The sequence below is a fragment of the Dehalococcoidia bacterium genome (genome assembly GCA_040902535.1).
Classification (GTDB): Bacteria; Chloroflexota; Dehalococcoidia; order DSTF01; family JACRBR01; genus JBBDXD01.
Genome location: JBBDXD010000001.1, coordinates 100,310 through 122,121 on the forward strand (window position 1 = coordinate 100,310; position 21,812 = coordinate 122,121).

General features: G+C 64.0%; 15 protein-coding genes. 7 read left to right on the top strand and 8 right to left on the bottom strand.

Translation table 11 applies throughout. From position 1 onward, the window contains the following. Window positions 1-5 precede the first annotated feature (5 nt). The 4 genes from WEB52_00510 to WEB52_00525 all read right to left on the bottom strand — a co-directional run bounded on the left by WEB52_00510 (window position 6) and on the right by WEB52_00525 (window position 2,540). Window positions 6-128 (bottom strand): hypothetical protein, encoded by a 123-nt coding sequence (locus WEB52_00510; protein MEX2224908.1) that lies wholly within the window; start codon window positions 126-128, stop codon window positions 6-8. Beyond that, window positions 125-634 (bottom strand): phage terminase small subunit P27 family, encoded by a 510-nt coding sequence (locus WEB52_00515; protein ID MEX2224909.1) that lies wholly within the window; start codon window positions 632-634, stop codon window positions 125-127. Before WEB52_00515 ends, WEB52_00510 begins: the two co-directional genes overlap by 4 nt. A gap of 414 nt (window positions 635-1,048) precedes the next feature. Then, window positions 1,049-1,777, bottom strand: a complete 729-nt coding sequence (locus WEB52_00520; protein ID MEX2224910.1) for a hypothetical protein — start codon at window positions 1,775-1,777, stop codon at window positions 1,049-1,051. A 22-nt stretch (window positions 1,778-1,799) separates the two neighbouring features. Continuing rightward, window positions 1,800-2,540, bottom strand: a complete 741-nt coding sequence (locus tag WEB52_00525) for a hypothetical protein (GenBank protein ID MEX2224911.1) — start codon at window positions 2,538-2,540, stop codon at window positions 1,800-1,802. A 6-nt stretch (window positions 2,541-2,546) separates the two neighbouring features. On the opposite strand from WEB52_00525, the gene WEB52_00530 reads away from it, so the two are divergent. Then, window positions 2,547-2,696: a hypothetical protein gene (locus tag WEB52_00530; protein MEX2224912.1), complete on the top strand. Its 150-nt coding sequence runs from the start codon at window positions 2,547-2,549 to the stop codon at window positions 2,694-2,696. 216 nt (window positions 2,697-2,912) lie between these two features. Here the strand turns inward: WEB52_00530 and WEB52_00535 are convergent, their stop codons facing one another. Beyond that, the gene (locus WEB52_00535; protein ID MEX2224913.1) at window positions 2,913-3,503 is read right to left on the bottom strand and encodes a hypothetical protein; all 591 of its coding nucleotides are present in this window, start codon (window positions 3,501-3,503) and stop codon (window positions 2,913-2,915) included. A gap of 1,763 nt (window positions 3,504-5,266) precedes the next feature. Between WEB52_00535 and WEB52_00540 the strand changes: the two genes are divergently transcribed. The 6 genes from WEB52_00540 (at window position 5,267) to WEB52_00565 (ending at window position 18,917) form a co-directional block, all read left to right on the top strand. Continuing rightward, window positions 5,267-13,264, top strand: a complete 7,998-nt coding sequence (locus tag WEB52_00540; protein MEX2224914.1) for a choice-of-anchor Q domain-containing protein — start codon at window positions 5,267-5,269, stop codon at window positions 13,262-13,264. Between the two features lie 720 nt (window positions 13,265-13,984). After that, window positions 13,985-14,461, top strand: coding sequence for a hypothetical protein (locus WEB52_00545; protein ID MEX2224915.1), 477 nt, complete (start codon window positions 13,985-13,987; stop codon window positions 14,459-14,461). 373 nt (window positions 14,462-14,834) lie between these two features. Continuing rightward, the gene (locus WEB52_00550; protein ID MEX2224916.1) at window positions 14,835-15,401 is read left to right on the top strand and encodes a superoxide dismutase family protein; all 567 of its coding nucleotides are present in this window, start codon (window positions 14,835-14,837) and stop codon (window positions 15,399-15,401) included. Between the two features lie 163 nt (window positions 15,402-15,564). Then, window positions 15,565-16,878, top strand: a complete 1,314-nt coding sequence (locus WEB52_00555) for an AarF/ABC1/UbiB kinase family protein (protein ID MEX2224917.1) — start codon at window positions 15,565-15,567, stop codon at window positions 16,876-16,878. A 274-nt stretch (window positions 16,879-17,152) separates the two neighbouring features. Beyond that, window positions 17,153-18,262 (top strand): sensor histidine kinase, encoded by a 1,110-nt coding sequence (locus WEB52_00560; protein MEX2224918.1) that lies wholly within the window; start codon window positions 17,153-17,155, stop codon window positions 18,260-18,262. Continuing rightward, the gene (locus WEB52_00565; GenBank protein ID MEX2224919.1) at window positions 18,234-18,917 is read left to right on the top strand and encodes a response regulator transcription factor; all 684 of its coding nucleotides are present in this window, start codon (window positions 18,234-18,236) and stop codon (window positions 18,915-18,917) included. The genes WEB52_00560 and WEB52_00565 overlap by 29 nt, the downstream gene beginning before the upstream one ends. Window positions 18,918-19,319: 402 nt before the next feature. On the opposite strand, the gene WEB52_00570 is transcribed toward WEB52_00565, so the two are convergent. The 3 genes from WEB52_00570 to WEB52_00580 all read right to left on the bottom strand — a co-directional run bounded on the left by WEB52_00570 (window position 19,320) and on the right by WEB52_00580 (window position 21,545). Then, window positions 19,320-20,666 carry an AMP-binding protein gene (locus WEB52_00570; protein ID MEX2224920.1) on the bottom strand — a complete coding sequence of 449 codons (1,347 nt, stop codon included), beginning with the start codon at window positions 20,664-20,666 and terminating at the stop codon, window positions 19,320-19,322. 102 nt (window positions 20,667-20,768) lie between these two features. Further along, window positions 20,769-21,062, bottom strand: a complete 294-nt coding sequence (locus WEB52_00575; protein MEX2224921.1) for an acyl carrier protein — start codon at window positions 21,060-21,062, stop codon at window positions 20,769-20,771. Window positions 21,063-21,086: 24 nt separating this feature from the next. Next, window positions 21,087-21,545, bottom strand: a complete 459-nt coding sequence (locus WEB52_00580) for a pyridoxamine 5'-phosphate oxidase family protein (GenBank protein ID MEX2224922.1) — start codon at window positions 21,543-21,545, stop codon at window positions 21,087-21,089. Between the last annotated feature and the right edge of the window lie 267 nt (window positions 21,546-21,812).

Here is a 21,812-nt window from a genome sequence, read left to right on the forward strand (position 1 = left end):
AAGCCCTACTCGCGCAGGCTGCGCGTCAGCGCCTCCAGTTCGTCGTCGGAGATCCGCCGCGGGTTGGCTGGGTCCGGCTTCAGGTCGTCGATCGCGACGTGCTCGATCTGCATCACTGTGGTGTTCATGGTGATGACCTCAACATCTCCCGCGGATCGGGCTCTGCCAGCCGTCTGCGGTACTCCTCGATGCTCTCGACCTGGCGTTGCGCCTCCCGTGGGTCAGGCGGCCGCTCGTGCACGATGCCCGCACGCAGGCGCGCGGTCGGTGACAGGCCAAGTTGCCGCGCCAACTCGGTGACGGACTCGTCGGCGTCGCGCCGCAGCAGCCAGATCGGATTCCTCACCAAGTTGTTTTTTTGGCCGCCAATCAGGATCCCGGACTTCTGCAGCATCCCCTCCAGCTCCACCCAGTCCGACCATGCCGTGCAGTAGCGGATGAGCAGCGCCCGGTCGATCATCGCCAGGGCGCCCATGTCCTCCAGTCTGCGGCACGACCCGCCGCCATTCGGCCTTCGCCTCCGCCGCGAGGTCAGGCGGCATCTTCGGGCGCGCGACCTGGATGCTGTGGGCGCTCGTCCGCCGGCGGTTGCGGCGACGCGCGCACGGCTTCGGCAGCGGTCCCGGTCACCCATCACGCGCCTCGGGATACGATCCGGAAAAACCCGTACGGACAAAGAGGCGGGTTGCAGAGCGCCTTCCGGATCGAAATCGTTTTGACTTCATTTCGGGGCGCCCCCGCTCACCATCCGCTCCTCGCAACGCACGATTCGGTCATAGCGTCCGCTCATCGCTGGTTTTTCATCAGTCTGCCTCAGCGCGTCTCCACGGCACTCGTCGCACAGGTTGCTGGCGGGTTTCTCGGGAACACGTGAGCACCGCTTGCACTGCGGGGTTCCCACCGCATTCGGGGTTGTCCCCCGCACGTCCCCCGCACCATTTGGGCACCGTCTTTGAATCTACGTGCGGGGGTTGCGGGTATTGCGGGGTTGAATTGCTACCCTCTGCGCACGCATCGATCTCGACGGCCGTCGCATACATGCGTTTGCTCAGGTCGGATCTGACCCCGCATTACCCGCATCTCCCGCATCCGAATCTGAAATGGGGCCGTTTTTCTGCGGGGTTGATGCGGGGGTGCCGTCGACTTGAGCGTTGTCCCCCGCATCCGGTGGTGCCGCTTGGGCAAGCTCGACGTAGCGGGCGGTCTTCGAGTGGCCGTCCCCCTGCTGCGCCTGGCGGATGAACAGATGCTCGAAGCGGTTGTCGCGGCGCGATGCGAGCGCCTTGCCCAGCTTCGTCCGGATCGTCTTGCCGTCCGCGCCTTCCTTGATGCCGTCGAACCACGGCGTCAGCGTCTCCTCGGCGATCGGCTGAAGGTCGGCAACTTTGACTGGCGCAGCACCGTGTTCGCCCCACGACGAAGAAGTGAACGCGCGCCACTCCTCGCTGTCGGCGTCTCCGCGGCGATAGAGTTCCGGGCGGTTCTCCAGGAACCCGGAGATGCCGGCTGTTTCAAGGATGCCACCGAGCACACGGCACCAGGACTCGTACGAGCCCATCGGCTGCCCCGTCCAGTCGGGCCGCCCGCGCGCCAGCCAGTGCCGCACCAGCACGAGACACGCCCAGATCACGTCGTGACGATGCCGCTTGAGCCAGCAGACGAGATCAGGGTGTCGGTACGTGCGGCCTTCCCACGGACGGTCAGTCTTCGCGTCGATCCGGATCGACCCGGCACGGCGCGTGATCTCGTCGCTGAGCGGCAGGTTGTTGCCCGTCACGAGGAAGAGCGTACCGGTAACGTCACAGTCCGCGAGAAACCAAGCACCGATCGGTCCAGACGGACGCGGTCAGCAGCGCCGCCAGCGACCCGGAGTCCAGGCGACGACGCACGTTGTCGAGCAGGACGACGCCGGCGCCCTCCATCAACTTTGTCGTGACGCGCTTCCGGAACTCCTCCTCGTTCTTCGTATCGGCCATCACGGCAACGTCGTAGCCCGTCGTGACGATCGATACGCACGTCGCGAGGAGACCCTTCCCGTTCCCCGCCTTCGGAGCGTCCAGCGCAAACAGCGGCACAGGGCTTTGAATCAGATCTCGCACCATCGGCGTGATCAGTGCGGCGACCATGTTGGCAAGAGAGGCGCGCTCGTCCGCCCAAGGGAAGTCGCCGAACAGATCGTCACCCAGCCGCATGCGGGCGACGCGCAGGTCCGTGGCGTCCGGATCGGTTGGCACGTCGGGTACCGGCTGGCCGACAAGTTCGTAGTAGAGGCCCGTCGTGCGCTGATAGCCAATGCTCGTCTGAAGTTCTCCCGCTGATGTGAAGACAGGCGACGCGATGATCCCTCGAAGCGGCGGCAATGGGATCTCCAGCGCCTCCATGTCCTCGACGACGTCGCGTGGCGGGCGCGCGGGCTGTTCGTCGGCCTTCGTGCGCTTGATGAAGTCCGCGCATCGGTCGAGGCGCCCAGACAACCCTGTCGTGCCGAGGTGCTTGATCACCGCGCCGCCCTCGTCCGGCTTGGCGATCTCCACCACCACGTTGCCATGGCGGAAGAAGCGGACGGGATTGTTCGCCGCAATCAGCGCACTCCAAGCATCGAAGGCGATGTCGCGTCGATGACGGCCGGAAACGATGATTTTCAGTCGTGCGTGGCCGGGCGCTATCTGATCGTTCGAAAGACGGGGGACGCTTAGGCCAAGCGCCGCCTTCCAGTCGTGCCAGGTCTTGCCTTGGCCTTCGGGATGGAAACAGTGTCCGGCGTAGGGTCCGTCGGGAAGCTTCTCTGTCCGACACCGCACTCGAAAGGGCGTCCGTCATCGTGAAAGACACATGGCTGGATGTGGTACCAGGTCACGCCGTGCGCATCGGGAGCCTGCTCTCGGTACTCAATTCCCGCCGACCCGAGCATGTCACCCAGATCGCTTGTGCGAGGTACGACAAAGAGCCGACTTCGGGGCCGACCGACCGGGCACGATCTGCTCGAGTTGCTGGCTCGTCACCGCGACCAACGAGTCAGGAACCGAGACCACTCCCGAACGCCGATGCGGTCGGTCGAGCGTCGCGTCGCCCTTCATCTTTTCGTACCGATGACCGCGAGAACGCGCGGCGTTGAACACGCTCGTGTCGACGTGCGCAGCGTCTGTGTTGAAGCGCTCTGCCAACGATTCGAGGACAGCTTTGACGAGCGACATCGCAGCAGAGTCGTTGGGAAGGTCGACGCGGTACAACGCGTAGAACCCGTTCCCGGACATGCAGATGACCGGTTCCGGCCAACCAGCGCCCGTCAGAAATGCCACCACCTCACGGAGCAAGGCTTGAGCCGAGTCGCGCTCTTCAGCCGTGCTGCTGATTCCGCTCGCGCGCGTCGGGTCAACGTCGATGAAGAGGAATTCACGTCGCACCACATCGCTGTCGGCAGACGCAGCGGTCGCCCGCGGCTCAATCCGATTCACGGCTCGGGCCAACAGCGATCGGTGTAGACAGGAAGCGCGTGATGTCATCGGCTTCGTCGCGTCGCGTCTCGACGAACATTGTTCATCCATTACGGATGCCCACTCGCAGGGCGGCGACATCGCATCCCCGCGGGCGGTCGCTATCACGCCGGCGGAGGGGTTCGACGCGCTTCAGCCCATCTTCTTCAAGCTCAATGAACTTTTCGGCGCAGATCCAGCGCGGCTCATCACGCGTCCTCGCGAACGTTATGACGAGTGGGTTCCTGTAAGCCTCGACCGCGGGAGCGATAACGCTAGAGCGATCCGGCCAACCACTGCCGCGTGCGATGACAGGCGGCCAGGGCCGCCCGCCTGAATGGATGCGGCTCAACTTCCAGACACGCCCTGGAACAAGCGCCGTGCACGCCTGAGTCCGAAGCTTACGCGCGACGAGACTGGCAACCCCGTCGGCGGATACCGCCCAACGCCTGCAGAGCTCACTGTCGACCGCTGTCTTCCCGAATTCGACGCATGAATGTAGGCGCGGCCATCCAGCCACTCCGGCTCTTCCCAGTGCCCTTCGTCGCACGCCGGACACAGCGCGGTCCGCGACGGCTGGATCTCGTGGATGATCTCTTCAGCCAAGAACACGTCAAGAAAAGGTTCGCGCCACGACTCCATTTCGTCAGGGCGAAGAATGGCCGCTCGCGCGTCCGTGGCGTCGGCACGAACCAGAAGATCGCGGATCACGTCCTGCATCAAGCAGTACGGGCGCGGGCGTCGGGTGAGGATTGAAACCCGCACCGGCATGTCACACACGGACGCCTGTCGGGGGGGGTGGCACCCGGCGTGCGCAGGTGATGCTCAGTCTCCTCGCCAACCACACGCAACTCTGCAAGGAGTTCAGCGGGAACCCATCGTTCACCAAGTGGCTGGCAAACAATATGTTCGGCGTCACGTATCAGCCACTGACTAACGGGTGACGGTTCACCCAATCGAGCGCTATCCCCACATAGTTATCAGTGCCGCGAAGGTCAACCAGAAGAAGGCGTTGACTGCTTTGTTCGCGTTCACGTGTTTGGCGCGGACGACGGCATCCCTCAGCGGTTGCAACCCGCCAAGCTGACAGGTCGGCCGCATGCTGGTCTCAACGAACGTTTAGCATGAACATACAGTGCGCCGGAACGCGTTTTGATCGTGACGATGAAGCGCGAAGTGGGCTCCGTGAACAGCAGGTGCAACCGTCATGGAAGGCAGAGCGCGACCGACGACCACCAATCGGACCCGTCTGGCTGATTGAAGCGCAAGGTTGGCTGGACGCATGTCGTCCATCAGCAGCGGCCAGATCATCGTCAACTGAGCCGCGTCCGAACTCGCCGGCCAAAGACCCTTCTCTCTACTCAGACCCGCCGCCAACCCTCAGGCGAACGCGTTAGTTCAACGGCTTTCTATCTGGCTTCGGCCCCTCGCGGCCCACTTGTCAAGCTAGATTCCCATCGATGCTGCTTCCGTCTTTGCGCGATGGTGATACACTCGCCTGAACCCCGCCGCGAAGCCGATGGGGGGACCGGCTGCACTTTCGACCTACCCTCTGCTCCCTGCGAGACGTTGCGAGTCGCCTCAGCTCGCTGCGCCAGCGTGCCGCGCTAGCTGCCGCCATCCTCGTCGGCGTCGTAGCGAGCGCCTCATCGCCCGCTACTCTTGAGCCGGCGTCACTTCCTCTCATCCCGATCCCTCAGGCACGCTTCACGGTCACGCAAACCGTCGCCGGGAACGCGCATTCCTGCGCCCTTAACACCACAGGAGCGCTGCGCTGCTGGGGCGCGAACAACGTGGGGCAGCTCGGCGATTTCACGTCGGCGTCGCGCGAGCGTCCGGTACCGGTCGTCGGGTACGAAACCGGCGGCGTCACCTTCGTGTCGTCGACATCCGACCACACGTGCGCCGTCCTGGCCGATACCAGCCTGAAATGCTGGGGAGGAAACGCCTACGGTCAGGTCGGAAATGGCACGAGCGGAAACGCGTGGCTCGGCGCCGTCCCTGTGTGCGAAACCGGCAGCGGGTTCTTCTGCACCGGCGGCAACGAACTGATCGGCATCGCCAGCGTCGCCACCGGTGACCGCCACACCTGTGCGCTCATGCTCAGCGGGGGCGTCAAATGCTGGGGCGATAGCTTCTTCGGGCAGATCGGGGACGGCATCAGCGGAACCGCAGCCGGCAGCACGTTGCCTGTGGATGTGCCGGGGCTGTCGTCCGGCGTCACACACATTAGCGCCGGCGGATTCAACACCTGCGCCATCCTCACCGGCGGCGCGTTGAAGTGCTGGGGAAACAACTACAACGGCCAGCTCGGCATTGGTACCTTCCCGAACGCCCCGCTCGCGGCCGGAGAAACGTGTCCATCCGCGCCAGAACCAGGCGCGAAATGCCTGTCACGCCCGGCCGACGTCACCGGGTTGAGCAGCGGCGCGGCAGAGGTCGCCGTGTTCGACACGACGTGCGCGCGAACAACCGGGGGCGCGGCGAAGTGCTGGGGCTATAACGGCAACGGCGAAGTGGGGTCTGGCGCAGTGACACCCGCGAACCCGGGCGTGCCGATTGGAGTCCCGCCGAATCATCCAGTTGCCATGCCGACAGACGTAGTCGGACTCACCTCCGGCGTCGATGCCATTGCACAGTCCTGCGCGCTGCTCGCGACAGGCGCGGCGCAATGCTGGGGCGATAATTTCCTCGGTCAGCTTGGCGATGGCTCGTTCACTAACAGCGCCACACCGGTTGATGTGACCGGACTTCCCGGCCCCGCCGCGACGGCGCCGTCGGGTGGCGCTCATCGCTGCATCGTGCTCTCCGACGGGCTGGAAATGTGTTGGGGAAGCAACTCCTCCGGACAGCTCGGCGCGCCCAGCGATATCTGCTACCCCGGATTCCTCAACATCGCCTGCAGCGCATCGCCGCTTGAGGTGCTGTTTGGCTTCGTCGTCAACACTACCAGCGACGCGTCGGATGCCGGCGTCAACGACCGCATATGCGACACGCTGCCGGCCACCCCCGGGAGGCAATGCTCGCTGAGAGCCGCGATCGAGCAGGGCAACGCCATCGCCGGCACCGACTACATCCTGTTCGACATCGGCAGCGGGGTGAGGACGATTAGCCCCGCATCGTTGCTGCCCGAACTCGTGAGCACGACGCTGATCGATGGGCGCACGCAGGGCGGCTACGCCGGCAAGCCGCTGATCGAGATCGACGGAACCATCGCCGGCCCCGCAGCGAACGGCCTCGTCCTGATGGCGCGCGGAAGTACCGTGCGCGGACTCGCGATCAACCGGTTCCAGCTCAACGGCCTGTGGTTGCTCGGCGAGGGCGAACATCTCGTCGAAGCGAACTACATAGGTCTCGACCCCACCGGCGAGCTCGATCAGGGCAACGCCCAATCCGGCATCCGCATCGATTCGCCCGACAACGTGGTTGGCCTCTCTGCGGCAGCCTTCGCTGCGGAAGCGCGCAACGTGATCTCGGGCAACGGGATGGATGGCATCGCCATCTTTGGAGCCTTCGCGAAGAACAACCTCGTGCGCGGCAACTTCATCGGCACCGATGATGACGCCGAGACGGCGATCGCTAACGCTGGCGATGGTGTGGCGATCAGCGGCGCCTCCGAAAACGAGATCGGGCATCACGACGGCGGGATCGCCACGCGGAGCGTGATCGCCGGCAACACGAGAAACGGCATCTCGATTGTGGGCGCGAGCGCCGTCCTCAACCGGATCCGCGGCAACCACATCGGCATTACCGATGTGGGCAACACCGCGCTGGGCAACGGCGACAACGGCATCGACGTGCAAAGCCCATTCAACGTCATCGGCGGAACCGCCGCGGATCATCGCAACGTGATCGGTGGCAACGGCGAGGACGGCCTTCTCCTGCACAACGCCGCCGATCAGAATCAGATCCTCGGCAACCGCATCGGCGTCGGCGTGTCCTCGGAACTGCCACCGCTGCCCAACGGCAGCGGCATCCTCATCTCCGATGCCGAACAGAACATCATCGGCGGCGCTCAGGACGGTGCCGGCAACCTCCTCGCCGGCAACACCAACTTTGGCCTCGCGATCATCGGCACCGACGCGATCCGCAACCAGGTCTCCGGCAACGATATCGGCTGGGCGGCCGGCGATACCGTCGGGAACGGCCTGGGTGGCGTTCTGATTCACGACGGATCTGCCAATATCATCGGCGGTCTTCAAGGCGTCGAACCGGGCGGCACGTGCCAGGGAGACTGCAACAGCATCAGCGACAACGGCGGCGCCGGCGTGATCGTAACTGGGGATGCCGCCACAAACCGCATCCGTGGCAACTCGATCTTCCGCAACGCCGGTCTCGGCATCGACCTCGGCCGCGACGGCATCACGTGGGGGGATCCCGGCGATCTCGATGTCGGTCCGAACGCGCTGTTCAACGCGCCGGAGATCGTCAGCGTCACGTTCTCGGCAAGCACCGTGACGTTCACGGGCACACTCGATACCCAGAACCCCGCGGCCGCCTTCGTTGATGTCTACGCATCCAGCTTCCTCGGCGCTGGCGGGCTCACGGAAGGAACGCGCTACGTCGGATCGACCTCGCCGGACGCCAACGGCAACTGGACCCTGACGACTTCCGTCACCCTGTCGGATAGCGACTACTACACGGCAACGGCGAGCGGGCAGTTCGGTCCGACATCGGAATTCTCTCATTGCGTCGATCCCGACGGCGATGGCAGCCCTGATTCCGACGGCGATGGCCTGTGCGACACCTGGGAGACCCTGGGCATCGACTTCGACGGCGACGAGGTGATCGACCTTCAGTTGTATGACCTCGATCAGGATGGCACGGTGCAGGCCGGAGAGCGGGCCGATCCCATGCACAAGGACCTCTTCGTCGAAGCGGACTGGATGGCCCAACACCAGCCGAACTCGCAGGCGCTTGCCGCCGCCGTCGCATCTTTCGCAGCGGCCCCCGTCGCGAATCCGGATGGCACCACCGGGATCCGGCTGCACGTCCAGCGCGATGAGTTGGCCGCGGCGCACGCCAGCCTTCTCGCGTTCACGCCTTGCACCAGCGCGGCCGCCGCTGGAAGCGCCGACTTCGATTCGATCAAGTCGGCCAGCTTCGGCACAGCCGCCGAGCGCGGGAATCCGAAAGTCCTTGGCGCGAAACGTCTGGTCACCCGTTACGCGCTCTTCGCGCACAGCCTGCAAGGCCGAGGCAGCACATCCGGATGCGCGGAACTTCCCGGCAACGACTTTGTCGTCACCCTCGGTGGCTGGAGTACCGTCGGCGGTCACGCGGTCGGCAGCCCGGATCAGCAGGCCGGGACGTTCATGCACGAGATGGGGCACACCCTCGACCTGCGCCACGGCGGCGCCACCAGCGTCAACTGCAAGCCCAATTACATCAGCGTGATGAGCTACTCTCGCCAGTTCAGCAGCCCGACCGGGCGAACGCTCGACTACTCTCGCCTGGCGTTACCGGCACTCAACGAAAACAGCCTGGACGAAAGCGCCGGCATCTCGGGCCTCCCCGGCGAGATCACGGTCTACGGCCCCATCGACCCGATCGGCCCGCCCGGCGTCCCTGCACCATCCCTGGGCATAATGACCGGCGGCGCCTGGGTGGTGGTCGTGCCCACCGACGACCCGATCGACTGGAACTTCGATGGCGATACGTCTGACACTGGCGTTGCAAGCGACATCAACCGGATTCGCCTCGGCGGAGGCGGCTGCGGGTTTGAACTTGACTCGGACGCGGACGGCACCAACGACGCGGAAGTCCTCAGCACCCTGGGCGGCCACGACGACTGGTCAAACATCCGGTACAACTTCCGCCACAGCCCCGACTTCGCCGATGGCGTGCATCAGACACACGACGAGGATGTCGAGGAGATCACCTTCGAGGAGGCAGCGTCGCTCAGTCCTGACACCGACGGCGACGCCCTCGTGGATCTGCTCGACAATTGCCCCAACATCGCCAACCCCGGACAAGAAGACGCCGATGACGACTTCGAGGGCGATGCTTGCGAAGCCGTGACGCCAACGCCGACGGATACCCCGACGGATACGCCGACACTGACGCCAACACCAACCGCCGTCCCCACGGATACCTCGACGCCCACCAACACTCCGACGGCGAGCAACACCCCCACGCCTACGTCCACGCCGAGCAACGGGGTGTTCGTTGTTAACAGCACCGTCGACGCCGTCGACGCCGCGCCGGGCAACGGCGTGTGTGCTTCTGCGGCGGGCGAGTGCACGTTGCGAGCAGCGGTTATGGAGGCAAACCGGGGCGCAGGCGCCACGCGTGTGATCACCGTCCCAGCAGGCACCTACCGACTCACGCTCGGGCCAAACGATCCCGAAGGTGACTTCGCCGAGGACCGCGGCGACCTCGATCTTGGCGGGAGCAAGCAGTTCACCATCATCGGCGCGGGCATCGATCAGACGATCGTCGATGCCACGGGCTTCTCGCGCGTGTTCGACGTGCGCGGCGGGGCAGAGCTCCGCGGCATGACGCTGCAGAACTCCGGCGCGCAAGGCATCATCCACCGGCAGAGCGACCACGGGTTACCGATGACGCTCGACCGCGTCCGCGTCACGGGGATCACAGGCGGCGGCTCGGCGGCCGTGTTGAGCCTGGGCCTGGTCATCGTCAAGGACAGCCGCGTCGAGAACAACGCGGGCGGCGGCTTTGGCCTTTTCTTCACCAACGCGCAGGCCCGGCTCGAGTTGTACGACAGCACCGTCTCAGGGCACGGCGATACGGGCATTCGCCTCGACCAGAATAAGTCGGCGCTGATTGTCCGCAGCACGATCTCTGACAACGAATCGAGCGGTGACGGCGGCGGCATTTACAACATCGGCAGCACCGTGACGATCATCGACAGCACGATCAGCGGCAACCGCGCCAGCGGGCGCGGCGGCGGCCTGGCCAACCTGGGCACCTCGACGATCACCAACAGCACGTTCAGCGGTAATAGCGCCGGCATGGACGGCGGCGCCATCTTCAACGACTACTCCGCCGTCATGACGCTCAGCGACTCTACCGTCGTTGCCAACCTCGCCGACGCCGACGGCAATGGCACGGGCGATGGCGGAGGCCTCACGAGTCCCGCGGCAGGTTCCGTCACGCGGACGATCATCGACGCGAACGGTGATGCGGCGGGAGAAACACCCGACTGCGCGGGCGTATTCACGTCGGGAGGCAACAACCTGATCGGCGATAGCGCCGGATGCGTGCTGGTCGGAGACGCGGGTTCGAGCGTCCTCGGGACTCCGGCGGGCCTATTTGCGCTCGCCGATAACGGCGGGCCAACGCACACGCACGCCCTGGCTCCCGCGAGCGCAGCGCTCGATGCCGCGGGAGATGGCTGTCCGCCGGCGGACCAGCGCGGCGCCACGCGCCCGCAGGGGGCGGCCTGCGACATCGGCGCTTACGAGCGCGATGCCGGCGCACCCGACGTCGCCGATCCTCCGGCTCTTCCGGCGCCAGCCTCACCCGGCGTGATCGCCGTGAACGACTTCGCGGATTCGCCTGACGCCGCGCTCAACGGCGTCTGCGCGGACGCGACCGGCGTCTGCACCCTGCGCGCCGCTATCATGGAGGCGAACTTCCAGGCAGGACCGCAGGTCATCGACCTCCGCGCAGGCACGTTCCTGCTGAGCCGCCCCACTACCGAAAACTTCACGGTGAACGCGTCCGTTGGCGACCTGGATGTCGTCGACGACCTGTTGGTCCGTGGCGCAGGATCGGGGCAGACGATCATAGACGGCGGCGCTCTCGACCACATCTTCGGCGTCGCCGGGCCGAACGCGGTGCCCTCCATCCCGCAGGCAGTCATGTTTGAACTGCAGGGCGTCTCCGTTGTGAATGGCGCACCGCACAACCGGGCACCGAACTGCCCATGCCCGGGCCTGCTGGAGCACGTCGGCCCGGCCAACGGCGGCGGAGGCATTCAGGCGGAATTGACGTCGGTGGTGTCGCTTGTAGACGTGATCGTGAGTGACAACGTCGGCTGGGGGATAAGCGGCGGGACGATTATCGTTCGAAACAGCGAGGTCAGCAACAACACCCACCAGGGGATCATCGGTACATACAGCACTCTCGGCGTGAGCTTCTCGATCGTGGACAGCACCGTCTCGAACAATGGGCTTGCCGGTATCGCGTTTAGCAGCTTCGGCTCGAACTCTGCCTTTGTGCGTTCTCGCATCGAAGGGAACGGGGCTTCAGGGATCTCGCTGACCGGATCCGGGACAGCGTATGTCGTCGACAGCACCATCGCCAACAACTCAGGACAGTCCGGCGGCGGCATCAACAGTAACGTCAACCTCGTGATTAGCGGCAGCACGATTAGCGGCAACACCGCGCCAACGCCGTTTTCCGGGTTCGGCGGCGGCATTGCCAGTGCTGGCAGCCTCACTATCTTGAACTCCACCATCAGCGGCAACTCGACGTCGGGCGACGGAGGCGGTCTCAGCGTGAGCACGACCGCGCCCGCGACCGCCGAGCTGATCAACGTCACGATCACCGGCAACAGCGCCGACAGCGACGCCGACGGCCAGGGGAACGGCGGCGGCATCCGCCACGGCGGCAACCGAACGACCATGCGCAACGTCCTCATCGGCGGCAACCGCGACCTCAGCGCGCCCGCATCCGACCCCGACGACGACCTGAACGCCCCGGATTGCGCCGCATCGTTCCAGAGCATTACGTCCGCGGGCCACAACTTGATCGCCGATCCCAAGGAGTGCTTCCGCCTCGGCGACGCCGACTCCGATATCACCGGCGTCGACGCTCAGCTCGGGCCGCTCGCCGACAACGGCGGACGCACCGAGACGCACTCGTTGCTCGCGGAAAGCCCCGCGGTTGACGCGGGAGCGAACGTTGGGTGCCCGGCGATCGACCAACGCGGCGTCTCGCGGCCCCAGGGCAGTTCGTGCGACATCGGTGCGTTCGAAGCTGATGGCGTATTTGCCCCCACTGCTACCGCGACGCCCCCGGCAACTGCGACAAGCACGGCGTCGCCCACCGCGACCGAGACCGCAGTCCCCACCGCGACCGAGACGCCTGAGCCGACCAACACGGCTACACCGACGCCAACAAACACGGGCGTACCGACCGCCACAGACACCGCGACCCCGACCGCAACGAACACGGTGATAGCCACGGCCACCAACACGTCGACACCCGCGGCGACGGACACGGCGATAGCGACCGCGACGAACACGCCCACGCCGACGGCGACGAACACGGCGAGCGCCACGCCATCGGGCACGCTTACGCCCACGTCTACCGCCACGTTCACGTGGACGCCCAGCCCGACTGCTTCGCCGACGGAGATTCCCTCCGTCACGCCCATGCCTACCGTTGCCGCGGCGAGCGCGACGCCCACGCGTATGACGACGATGGCGCCCGGGCGCACGGCCACTCCTCGCGGCACTCAGACGGCGACACGTACGAGGACAGCCGTGCCCACGGCGACGAATACGCCGAAGCCGAAGGCAACGAAGACGACGACCCGCACGAAGACAGCCGTGCCCACGGCGACGAATACGCCGAAGCCGAAGGCAACGAAGACGATCTCTGGCACGAGCACGCCGAGGCCGAACGATCAAAAGTGCGCCGACGTAACGGGCGATGGTCGCGTAACGCTGAAGGACGTGTTGCGCATCGTCGAGCGGCTCGGCTCCGGCGAGGACGAGAAGCGATACGCGCGGAAGTACGACATCAACGATGACCGCAAGATCACGGGGTTGGATGTCGCGCTCGCCGTGAAGCAGCTTGGCGAGCGCTGCCGGCAGTAGTGCGGCGTCGATGACCGCGCGTCTTCGGTTCGATCCGTCGCCGGCACGAACGTGATCGAACGAACGCCGAACAGGCGCCGTGCCAGGCGGGACGCGCTACGACGATGCGTCACGACGGAAGATGTTGCGGCCGAACTTGATGCGCTCGCCATCGTAGTATTCCACGGATAGTTTCCAGCATCTCAGCCTTCACCTGTTCTCTCGTTTTGGGATCGGCCTGTCGAGGCCCTTGCGCCAGCCGGGAACGCACCCTGGGCGAATTCGACGTACTCCTCGGGCGGTCCCTTCAGATCAGGGTGCGGAACACCATGTGGACATCGTGCCCGGTGTTCGCGATGCTGTTGTCGGCGCGTCCTAACCCCTACCCTCGCTCAGGTGAGTGGCGCGCCGTTTTTACGAACGCGGAACCCTCCATGCAGTCACTTACGATAAACGGCCAGCGGCTTGAATACGAGTTCGTCGGCGACGACCCTCTCGTCGTCCTTGTGAACAACCCCCTTGCCGTTGGCGGGGCAGCGACAGGCTGGCCGATCCGCTAGTCAAGGCGGGACGGCGCGTGCGGATCTTCGAAAACCACGGACCCGCCTCGGCATCAATCCTGGAGTTCACGGATGGCCTCGCCGGCCTACTCGATGCGCTTGAATTGCGATCCGCGTGCGTTTGGGGTTGGTCAGGCGGTGCCGTGATGCGCGTCATGATCTCGCCGGGCGCATCGTACTCTTGGCCACCACCGGAAGGTTCACGACTTTCTTCCGCGTGTTCAGTAAGGCATACAGAGACTCCCTCACTCTCGGCACCGAGGACGGCGCGAACATGAGATCCGTGCTGATGATGCGGGGCCAGATGATGCCTGGCATGATCTTCAACGACGCCGTCGTGGCGGCCGTCGCCGCTGGCGCATCGCCGCCCGAAGTGCACCGCCGGGCGTTCGGTGATACGGCATACGAACCGCGGCTGGATGCGCTCGCGACCATTGCGGCGCCAACTCTGGTCGTCGGGTTTGAACTGGGTCTCTTGATTCCGGCTACCCTTGGACGCGAGGTCGCAGATGTCATCAAGGGTTCCCGCTACGCTGAGATCGCCGGCGCCACGCATATGGCTCCTCTCACACATCCCAAGCAGATCATGGAACGAGCTCTGCCATTCCTGAACGTCAGGGATCGGGATGAGACGAAAATGGCGTTGGCGCCAGACTGATCGGCTCGCTAATCCGACACGATGGGTGGATGCTGCAGTCGTTCGAGTCATTTTCTTTACCTCAATCCGGACTGGGTCCGGCGTGACAACGACGTCGTCAACGCGATTGTCCTTCTTAGGGATTGTCATCGTCCTTCTTGGGCACGCAACAAAAGGGGCGTCACATGCGTACGCCACGATGTCGTCATAGTGGCCTGCAGGCTCTGCCTACCCTGGTCCGCGCCGTCGCCCTGCGCGGCGTCATCGTTGACACCCCTCTGGGACGCAATACCCACTGCAAATGAGACCGCAGGCCCATGGCAATGAGACCGCTACGGCGTAGCCTCACTTCGAGGGCGCTTTGCCCACGAGCAAACTATCAGGAGGAGATCCTATGAAGATGGTATGGGGACTGGTCGCCGCGGCGACCGTTCTGGTCGGCGGGCTTTCGTATTTTGCGGCCGGAGGCGAGGCGGGCGGCAGTTCGTCCCGCGATGGCTCAAGCGCGCGCGCCACGTTGCGTGATGCGAACCAGGCGGAGGTCGGGAAGGTGAAGCTCAAGCAACGGGGTGACGCGGTAGAGATCCGAATAGAGGTTGATGGATCGGTGACTCCCGGCTTCCACGGCTTTCACGTACACGCGACTGCTGCGTGCGTTGCGCCGTTTACCTCAGCCGGCGGGCACTACAACCCGAGCAGCGCTACGCACCGCGATCACGCAGGCGACCTGCCAGTCTTGTACGTCGACGCCGACGGCGAGGCTGAAGCGCGCTTCTCCACGGATCGCTTTGGGCTGAACGCTCTGTTCGACGCGGATGGAAGCGCGTTCATCCTGCACGCTGGCCCTGACAACTACGCGAACATCCCGACCGACCGCTACGACCCGGACCCCGACGCAACGACGCTTGCTACCGGCGATGCCGGTGGCCGCATCGCCTGCGGCATCATCGAAAAGCGCTGAGGTGATGGAGGTGCGAGTGCTTGACGACCATGGTGCAGCGGAAGATAGCTCCGCTGAGCGATCGTCGCGGGTGCTCGCCCCTCGTCCGATTGACCTGCCGAGCGGTGGCCTCGTGCGCCGCGTCCGACGCCTCACACGGATCGCCGCGCTCGCAGCCAGACACATGCCGCCCGTAGCCGCCCGCAAGCTTTTGCGGCGGCCGGGCGGCGCGGCGACAGCAGGTCGACGGATCTTCGACGGTCTAGGGGCTACCTACATCAAGTTCGGGCAGTTCATCGCGTCGGCTCCTGGCATCGTCGGCGATGAGGTGGCGGAGGAGTTCCGGGGTTGCCTCGATGCTGGGCCCGCGGTGCCATTTCGACACGTGCGCGCGCTCGTCGAGTCGGAGATGGGGTGCCCACTCGGTGACGTGTTCACTCATTTCGAGGAGACGCCACTGGCGGCCGCCTCCATCGCGGTCGTCCACCGTGCGACGTTGCTAGACGGCACCCCCGTCGCCGTGAAGGTGCTGCGGCCGGGCATCGAGCGCGCGGTTGCGACGGACCTCGCGATGATGGAGGCATGGGTGCGGTTCCTCGCGGCGCGAGGCATCGACCAGGCCTACAACATGGTGGGACTGGTAGTGGGTCTTAAGGCGCAAATCGCCGAGGAGTTGGACCTGGGCAACGAGGCACGCACGATGGACGCCTTCCGCGCGCTTTTCGCGGAGTTCGAGATGTCGCTCCTCGTCGTGCCGCAGGTCTATCACGCGCACTCCTCGCGGCGCGTCTTGACGATGGAACTCCTGGATGGAAAGCCGCTGGATGATCTGGGGCATGCACGGGCGCGCGGCGTAGACCCGGCGCCGCTGGTCCGCGAACTCCTGTCTGCCTGGGTCGTTTCGAGCCTTCGCGCCGGCGCGTTCCACGCGGATATCCACGCCGGCAATCTGCTGCTGCTCACCGATGGCCGGCTCGGCATGATCGACTGGGGGATCATCTCGCGGCTCGACGACGAGTCGCTGCTCATGTTCCGCGGCATATGCGAGGCGGCTGCGGGCCGTGAGGAAGCGTGGGATGACCTGACGGTGTTCATGATCCGCGCGAACGGTCCGAGCTTCTACGCGTTGGGGCTGAACGACGAGCAGATCCGTCGCTTCACGCGGGCCAACATGGAGCCAGTGCTCGTGTTGCCGTTGCGCGAGGTCAGCATGTCTTCGCTGCTCCTGACGGGTGACGACGTCGTGCGCCTCGCGACCGGTGAAGCGCCGACCCGGCGCTCCATCCGCCAAAAGCTGGCGGGAATGAGGGCGGCCGGACGTTCGTACCGCAGCGCCGTGCAGTCCGGCGCGTTCGAGACGCCGATGATGCGCATGGGGTTTCTGTCCATCAAGCAACTCGTCTACCTCGAACGCTACGGACGCATGTACATCCCGGACGAGACGCTCCTGGGAGACCGCGATTTCCTGCGGCGCGCGCTCGCCGAAAGCAAGACTTGACGTCAGCGAGGGCGGGGCGCGCAGAGAACAGGTGTATAGTCTGCCTACCATGAGCATCAACGTCCTCTGGCGGCACAAGCCTCTGACTGCGGTCGTGGTGGTGGTCGCGTCGGCGGCGCTGATTGAAGCGTTCTTGATCCCTGGCGCACTCCCGTTCGCCATCATCCTCACCGTGGCCTACGTGCTGATCCGGCTCGTCGCGACCCGCCTCTCCCGCGTCATCGCGCGGGTCCAGCTCAGCATCCGCTGGAAGATCGTCGCGGCGCTGAGCCTCATGGCGCTGCTGTTCGTAGCGGGCGCTGTGATCAACTTCGAGGCGATGGACTACATGCACGTCGAACTGCATGCGATCCTCGACCTCCAGCAAGAAGATCCGCAGCGTCTCACGGCCGCCGTTGAAGACCTGGAGCAGACGCAGCACGGATTCCTCTTCTCCTCCGCTCCGATGCTTGCCATCATCGGCGCCCTGGTCACGATCACCCTCGGCGCGGCAATCGCCATCTCCGTGATCGAGCCGTTGGAGAAGATGAAGCAGGCGATGCGGCGGATCGCGACCGGCGACTTCTCACAGCCCGTCGAGGTCAAGAGCCGTGACGAACTTGGCGAGCTTTCCGACCACATCAACCGCATGGCTGACGACTTGGCGCGCTTGCAGGCAGCAACGCTCGCCGAGGAGCGGTCGCGGGCGCTAAGGGATCAGATCATCCGGGTGACGGCAGCGCAGGAAGATGAGCGACGGCGCATATCTCGCGAGTTACACGACGGTCTCGGGCCCTCACTGGCGGTCACCGTCAACCGATTGCGTGCTTGCCAACCGCTGGTACGCAGCGATCCCCAGGCCGCAGAAGTTGAACTGGAAGACCTGAGCAAGACGGTGAGAGGACACATCCAGGATATTCGCCAACTGATCAACGGGCTCAGGCCGCTCACCATTGACCAACTGGGGCTCGTCGGCGCGACGCGGCAGCATCTCGAGCAATTCGCCAGTGAGACAGGTATCGAAGTGCTGTCGCTCCTGTCACCCGTGTCGCTTGATCCGTACGCCGAGGTGACGATCTTTCGTGTCCTCCAGGAGTCTCTAATCAACGTACAGCGACACGCAGGCGCCGATCACGTTGAAGTGCATCTGCGACAAACCGTTGACGGCGTCGAGCTCACGGTGCGGGACAATGGAAGCGGGTTCGACCAACGCCGCCACGGCACGCGAACTGATGCGGGCGTCGGCATCCTAGGGATGCGCGAGCGGGCCGAGATCACCGGCGGGCGTCTATGGATACGAAGCAGCCCGGGGAACGGCTGCGAGGTGAGGCTGACCGTGCCGAGCCGCCAGGCTGAAAAGAGAACGGAGGCGGCACTTGGAAGCCATCCGAGTCCTGTTAGCTGACGACCACACGCTCTTTCGCAGGGGCATCGCCACGATGCTCAGCCAGATGCCTGGCATCGAAGTCATCGGAGAGGCGGCCAATGGAAGCGACGTGGTCACGCTGGCGAACGAGCTTGTGCCTGACGTGATCCTGATGGACATCAAGATGCCCGAGCAGAGCGGGATCGAAGCGACACGCGCGATCCTCAAGGAGAACCCGCACATCGGCATCATCCTCGTGACAATGTTCGATGACCCGGAGTCGGTCTTCGACGGCATGCGCGCCGGCACGCGTGGCTACGTGCTGAAGGAAGCGGAGCCAGAAGAGCTGCGCCGTGCGGTTGAGGCCGCCCACCGCGGTGAGGTGATGCTGTGCCCGGTGATTGCGAGGAGGGTGCTCGATCACTTCGCGGGCGAATCGCAGCAGGCGCTGCGCCCTCTTCCCTACGAGCAACTCAGTCAGCGGGAACTTCAAGTGCTACAGCTCGCCGCAGATGGACTCACCAATCGCGACATCGCGCAGCGGCTCGTTATCAGTGAGAAGACCGCCAAGAACCACATCGCCAACATCTTCTCGAAGCTCAACGTCAACGATCGGACGCAAGCCGTGATCCAGGCGTTGCGGATGGGCCTCGTGACGATGTCGCCGGCGGAACCGCGGCAGGGCCGCGACTGACGCCCTATTGCGTCATAGCGCTCCACTCGACGCTCCCATTAAAGTTGCTCCTAGCCAGCGGCGGGAGCACTCAGCAGTCGTCAGCCATGCCGCGAACGGCACACCCAATGAACTCGACTAGGCGTATTCCACCCGGAGGAAGCGGGCCACCGCCGCAACCGGGACCAGATCGGAACGCCCCGTCGATGAAACAGCCGTCCCAAATGTCCCCGTGAGTCTCCACCGCAAGGCTCAAATGATCGGTACTCCACGACGCATCAGAGTGAAAGTCATCGATCAGCGGAAAGCTCGTGCAACGATTCGCTGGCAGGGGTTGACATCCGGGATTCGCATCTACTGTGAAGAGGGCCGCCTCAGGATCGAACGAATCGACGATTCGTTCGATTACCAGGCTCCCCGACTTCAGATCGAAAGCTGAATCGAGACGAAGATCGTTGTTCGCACACCCTGCCGAAGACCGACGTAAAGCTCGTCGTCCATCAAGAAGCCAACATCTCCTGTGCGAAGCGTTTTCTCAACCACTTGTTCATCCAGGTAGCCGCTAAAAACGCTCGGTGATGTGACGACGATTTCGCCCAGCTCACCGCATTCGACGGAGACTCCGGTTTCGTCAACTATCTGGATCGAAACGCCCGGCAATGGCCGGCCACATGAAGTCACGTATCTCGATGACGACTCTGGATCTTCTAGCTCATCAAACGCACTCGAGGAGATCGACTCAAGCGCCTCTCCTTCATCGCCATCGAGCCGTAGAACTGCGACCTTAACACGCTCAGGCAACGGCGTCGCCGACACCGCGAGCGTTGTCTCTGCCATGCCATAGCCCACAAGAAACGCCTCACGCTTGAAGCCGAAGTCTTCCAAGCGCCGCGTGGCGCTCCGCAAGAGATATGGGTCGACGGGTTCACTGCCACAGATTGCAACCCTCCATCTTGAGAGATCGAGCCTTTCGCTTCTTTGGAGGCGCCGGAGCAGGAGCTCATACCCGATCGGAGGGGATCCGCTTATGGTGCCGCCGGCGTTTACCATCGCCTCGATCCACTCGTTCGGCGATCGCACAAACTCTCGCGGACTGGTGATCATCGTGCTGATCTGAAACACGATCGGCGTAATCCATGCGCCGACTAGACCCAAGTCGTGATGAGTCGGAAGCCAGGACGCGACGCAATCATCATCGCCCAATTCAAGGGTCGCTCGGATCATTCCCGTCTGCGCGATCAGGCTTCTCGTCGTGATAACCGCCGCCTTGGGTGTCCCGGTCGAGCCCGAGGTGTATTGCAATAGCGCGATCGTTGGTAGGGCGCCGGAGACCAATTGATGGCTGCGCGGAAGACGATCCGGATAGCAGAAGACACCGCCGTTAACATGCTCGAGTAACGGAAGTGTTTCGCGTTCACAGATAGTGAGACTCGCGGCCGCGTGTTCAAGTAGTGGCCGCACATATTGCTGGTACGAGCTGCGTTGCTGAAAAGCGCTCGGCGCGGCGATAGGAACTGCCGTGCAACCGAGATACCAGGTGGAAAAGAGGGCGATCGCGAAGGAATAGGGATCGCCCAGCACCAAGCCAACTCGGGAGCCTGGCGGTGCTTGGGCCCTGAGCAAGGACGCCAAAGCCAGCACGTCCCGGGCCATGTCTTCGTATCGTCGTTTATGGCGGGAGCGACCGGCGACGGACGTGATGCCCCGCTCGGTACTAGGACTTTCGATCCAACTTAGGAGCCGAGAATCGTGGCGGCTGTCGTTCGGCATAGGGTTGCTCGTCCTCGGTACACCGATGAGCGTTACACGCGCGCCACCGAGTGCTTGTCGCTGCGTGCCATACTCACGGCGTTCGATTGCTGGGCTGGCTACTTAGCGGCTGACCCCGGGAATGTTGACATTCATATCCACCAAGTTGCACAGATCTCTCACGGTCCTCACGAGAGAAGTATCGATGTCTGTCGGCAGGTCGCGTTCAAATCGCTCCTCCAATGACATGGTGAGATCGAGTGCCTCAAGCGAGTCTAAATCTAAGGCGATTGCGCCTGATCCTTCCGCCCCGAGGAGCAACATGTCGGGGCGGATCGAGGTGGCCTTTACTCGTCCGTTTGTTGCAAACTCAATTGCTTCGCCTACTCCCGTCTCAATATCAACTCGCGTAAACACAACACCTCCTGAGCATCCGGAACGTCACGCTTTGGCCGCGTGGTGCCAAGCCGGCGGCCGAATGCAGTAGATTCGGCTGGGAACCAAGCGGACCGTCACCATTTCTTCCGCTTCGCCAGGCTCAATCGTAGCCTTCCCGTATACGACTACCACCTCCCAAGGACCCGACCACGAGATCAGGGCGGCTTGTGAATTCGAGCGCAGGTCGGATATGCGAACGGCGTTCGCAAACGTACTCATGGTGAAAGTGCCGTCGACCAGCTCGGGTTCTATCGGCACTACGTGTGGCTTCCCCCGCGACGAGACAGTGCAGAAACCGGCGACGGGGTGTTGCTGCCAAAAGGCTTCGAGTTCATGAACCGACATCACCCATTCGTCGTCTACAAAGTTCACTTTCATTACCGGCCCGGCCCCCGCTGTCGCCCGATCTATGGCCGACTTCAGGAGATCCCGTGTGCTTGGGGAATCTGACTGTTCGGTCATGGCGAGCTCTCCTCGAGTCCCCAGATTCCCAACGTCGCACTCTCCACGAATCCGCGATGCCCGAGAAATAGCCGCATGCGCTCGTTACCTATGTCCGACAATGCCCACGCAAGATTGAGCCGTCCTTCGTTCAGTGGGCATACGTCCACATTCAGAGGATTAGATTCGAAATTGAAGATCAAGACGCCGAGTCTTTTCAACGTCTTAAGCAAAGGGCTGACGAAGTCCTGCAGCACATGCTAGCACTGACGGTTCAATCGGCGTAAC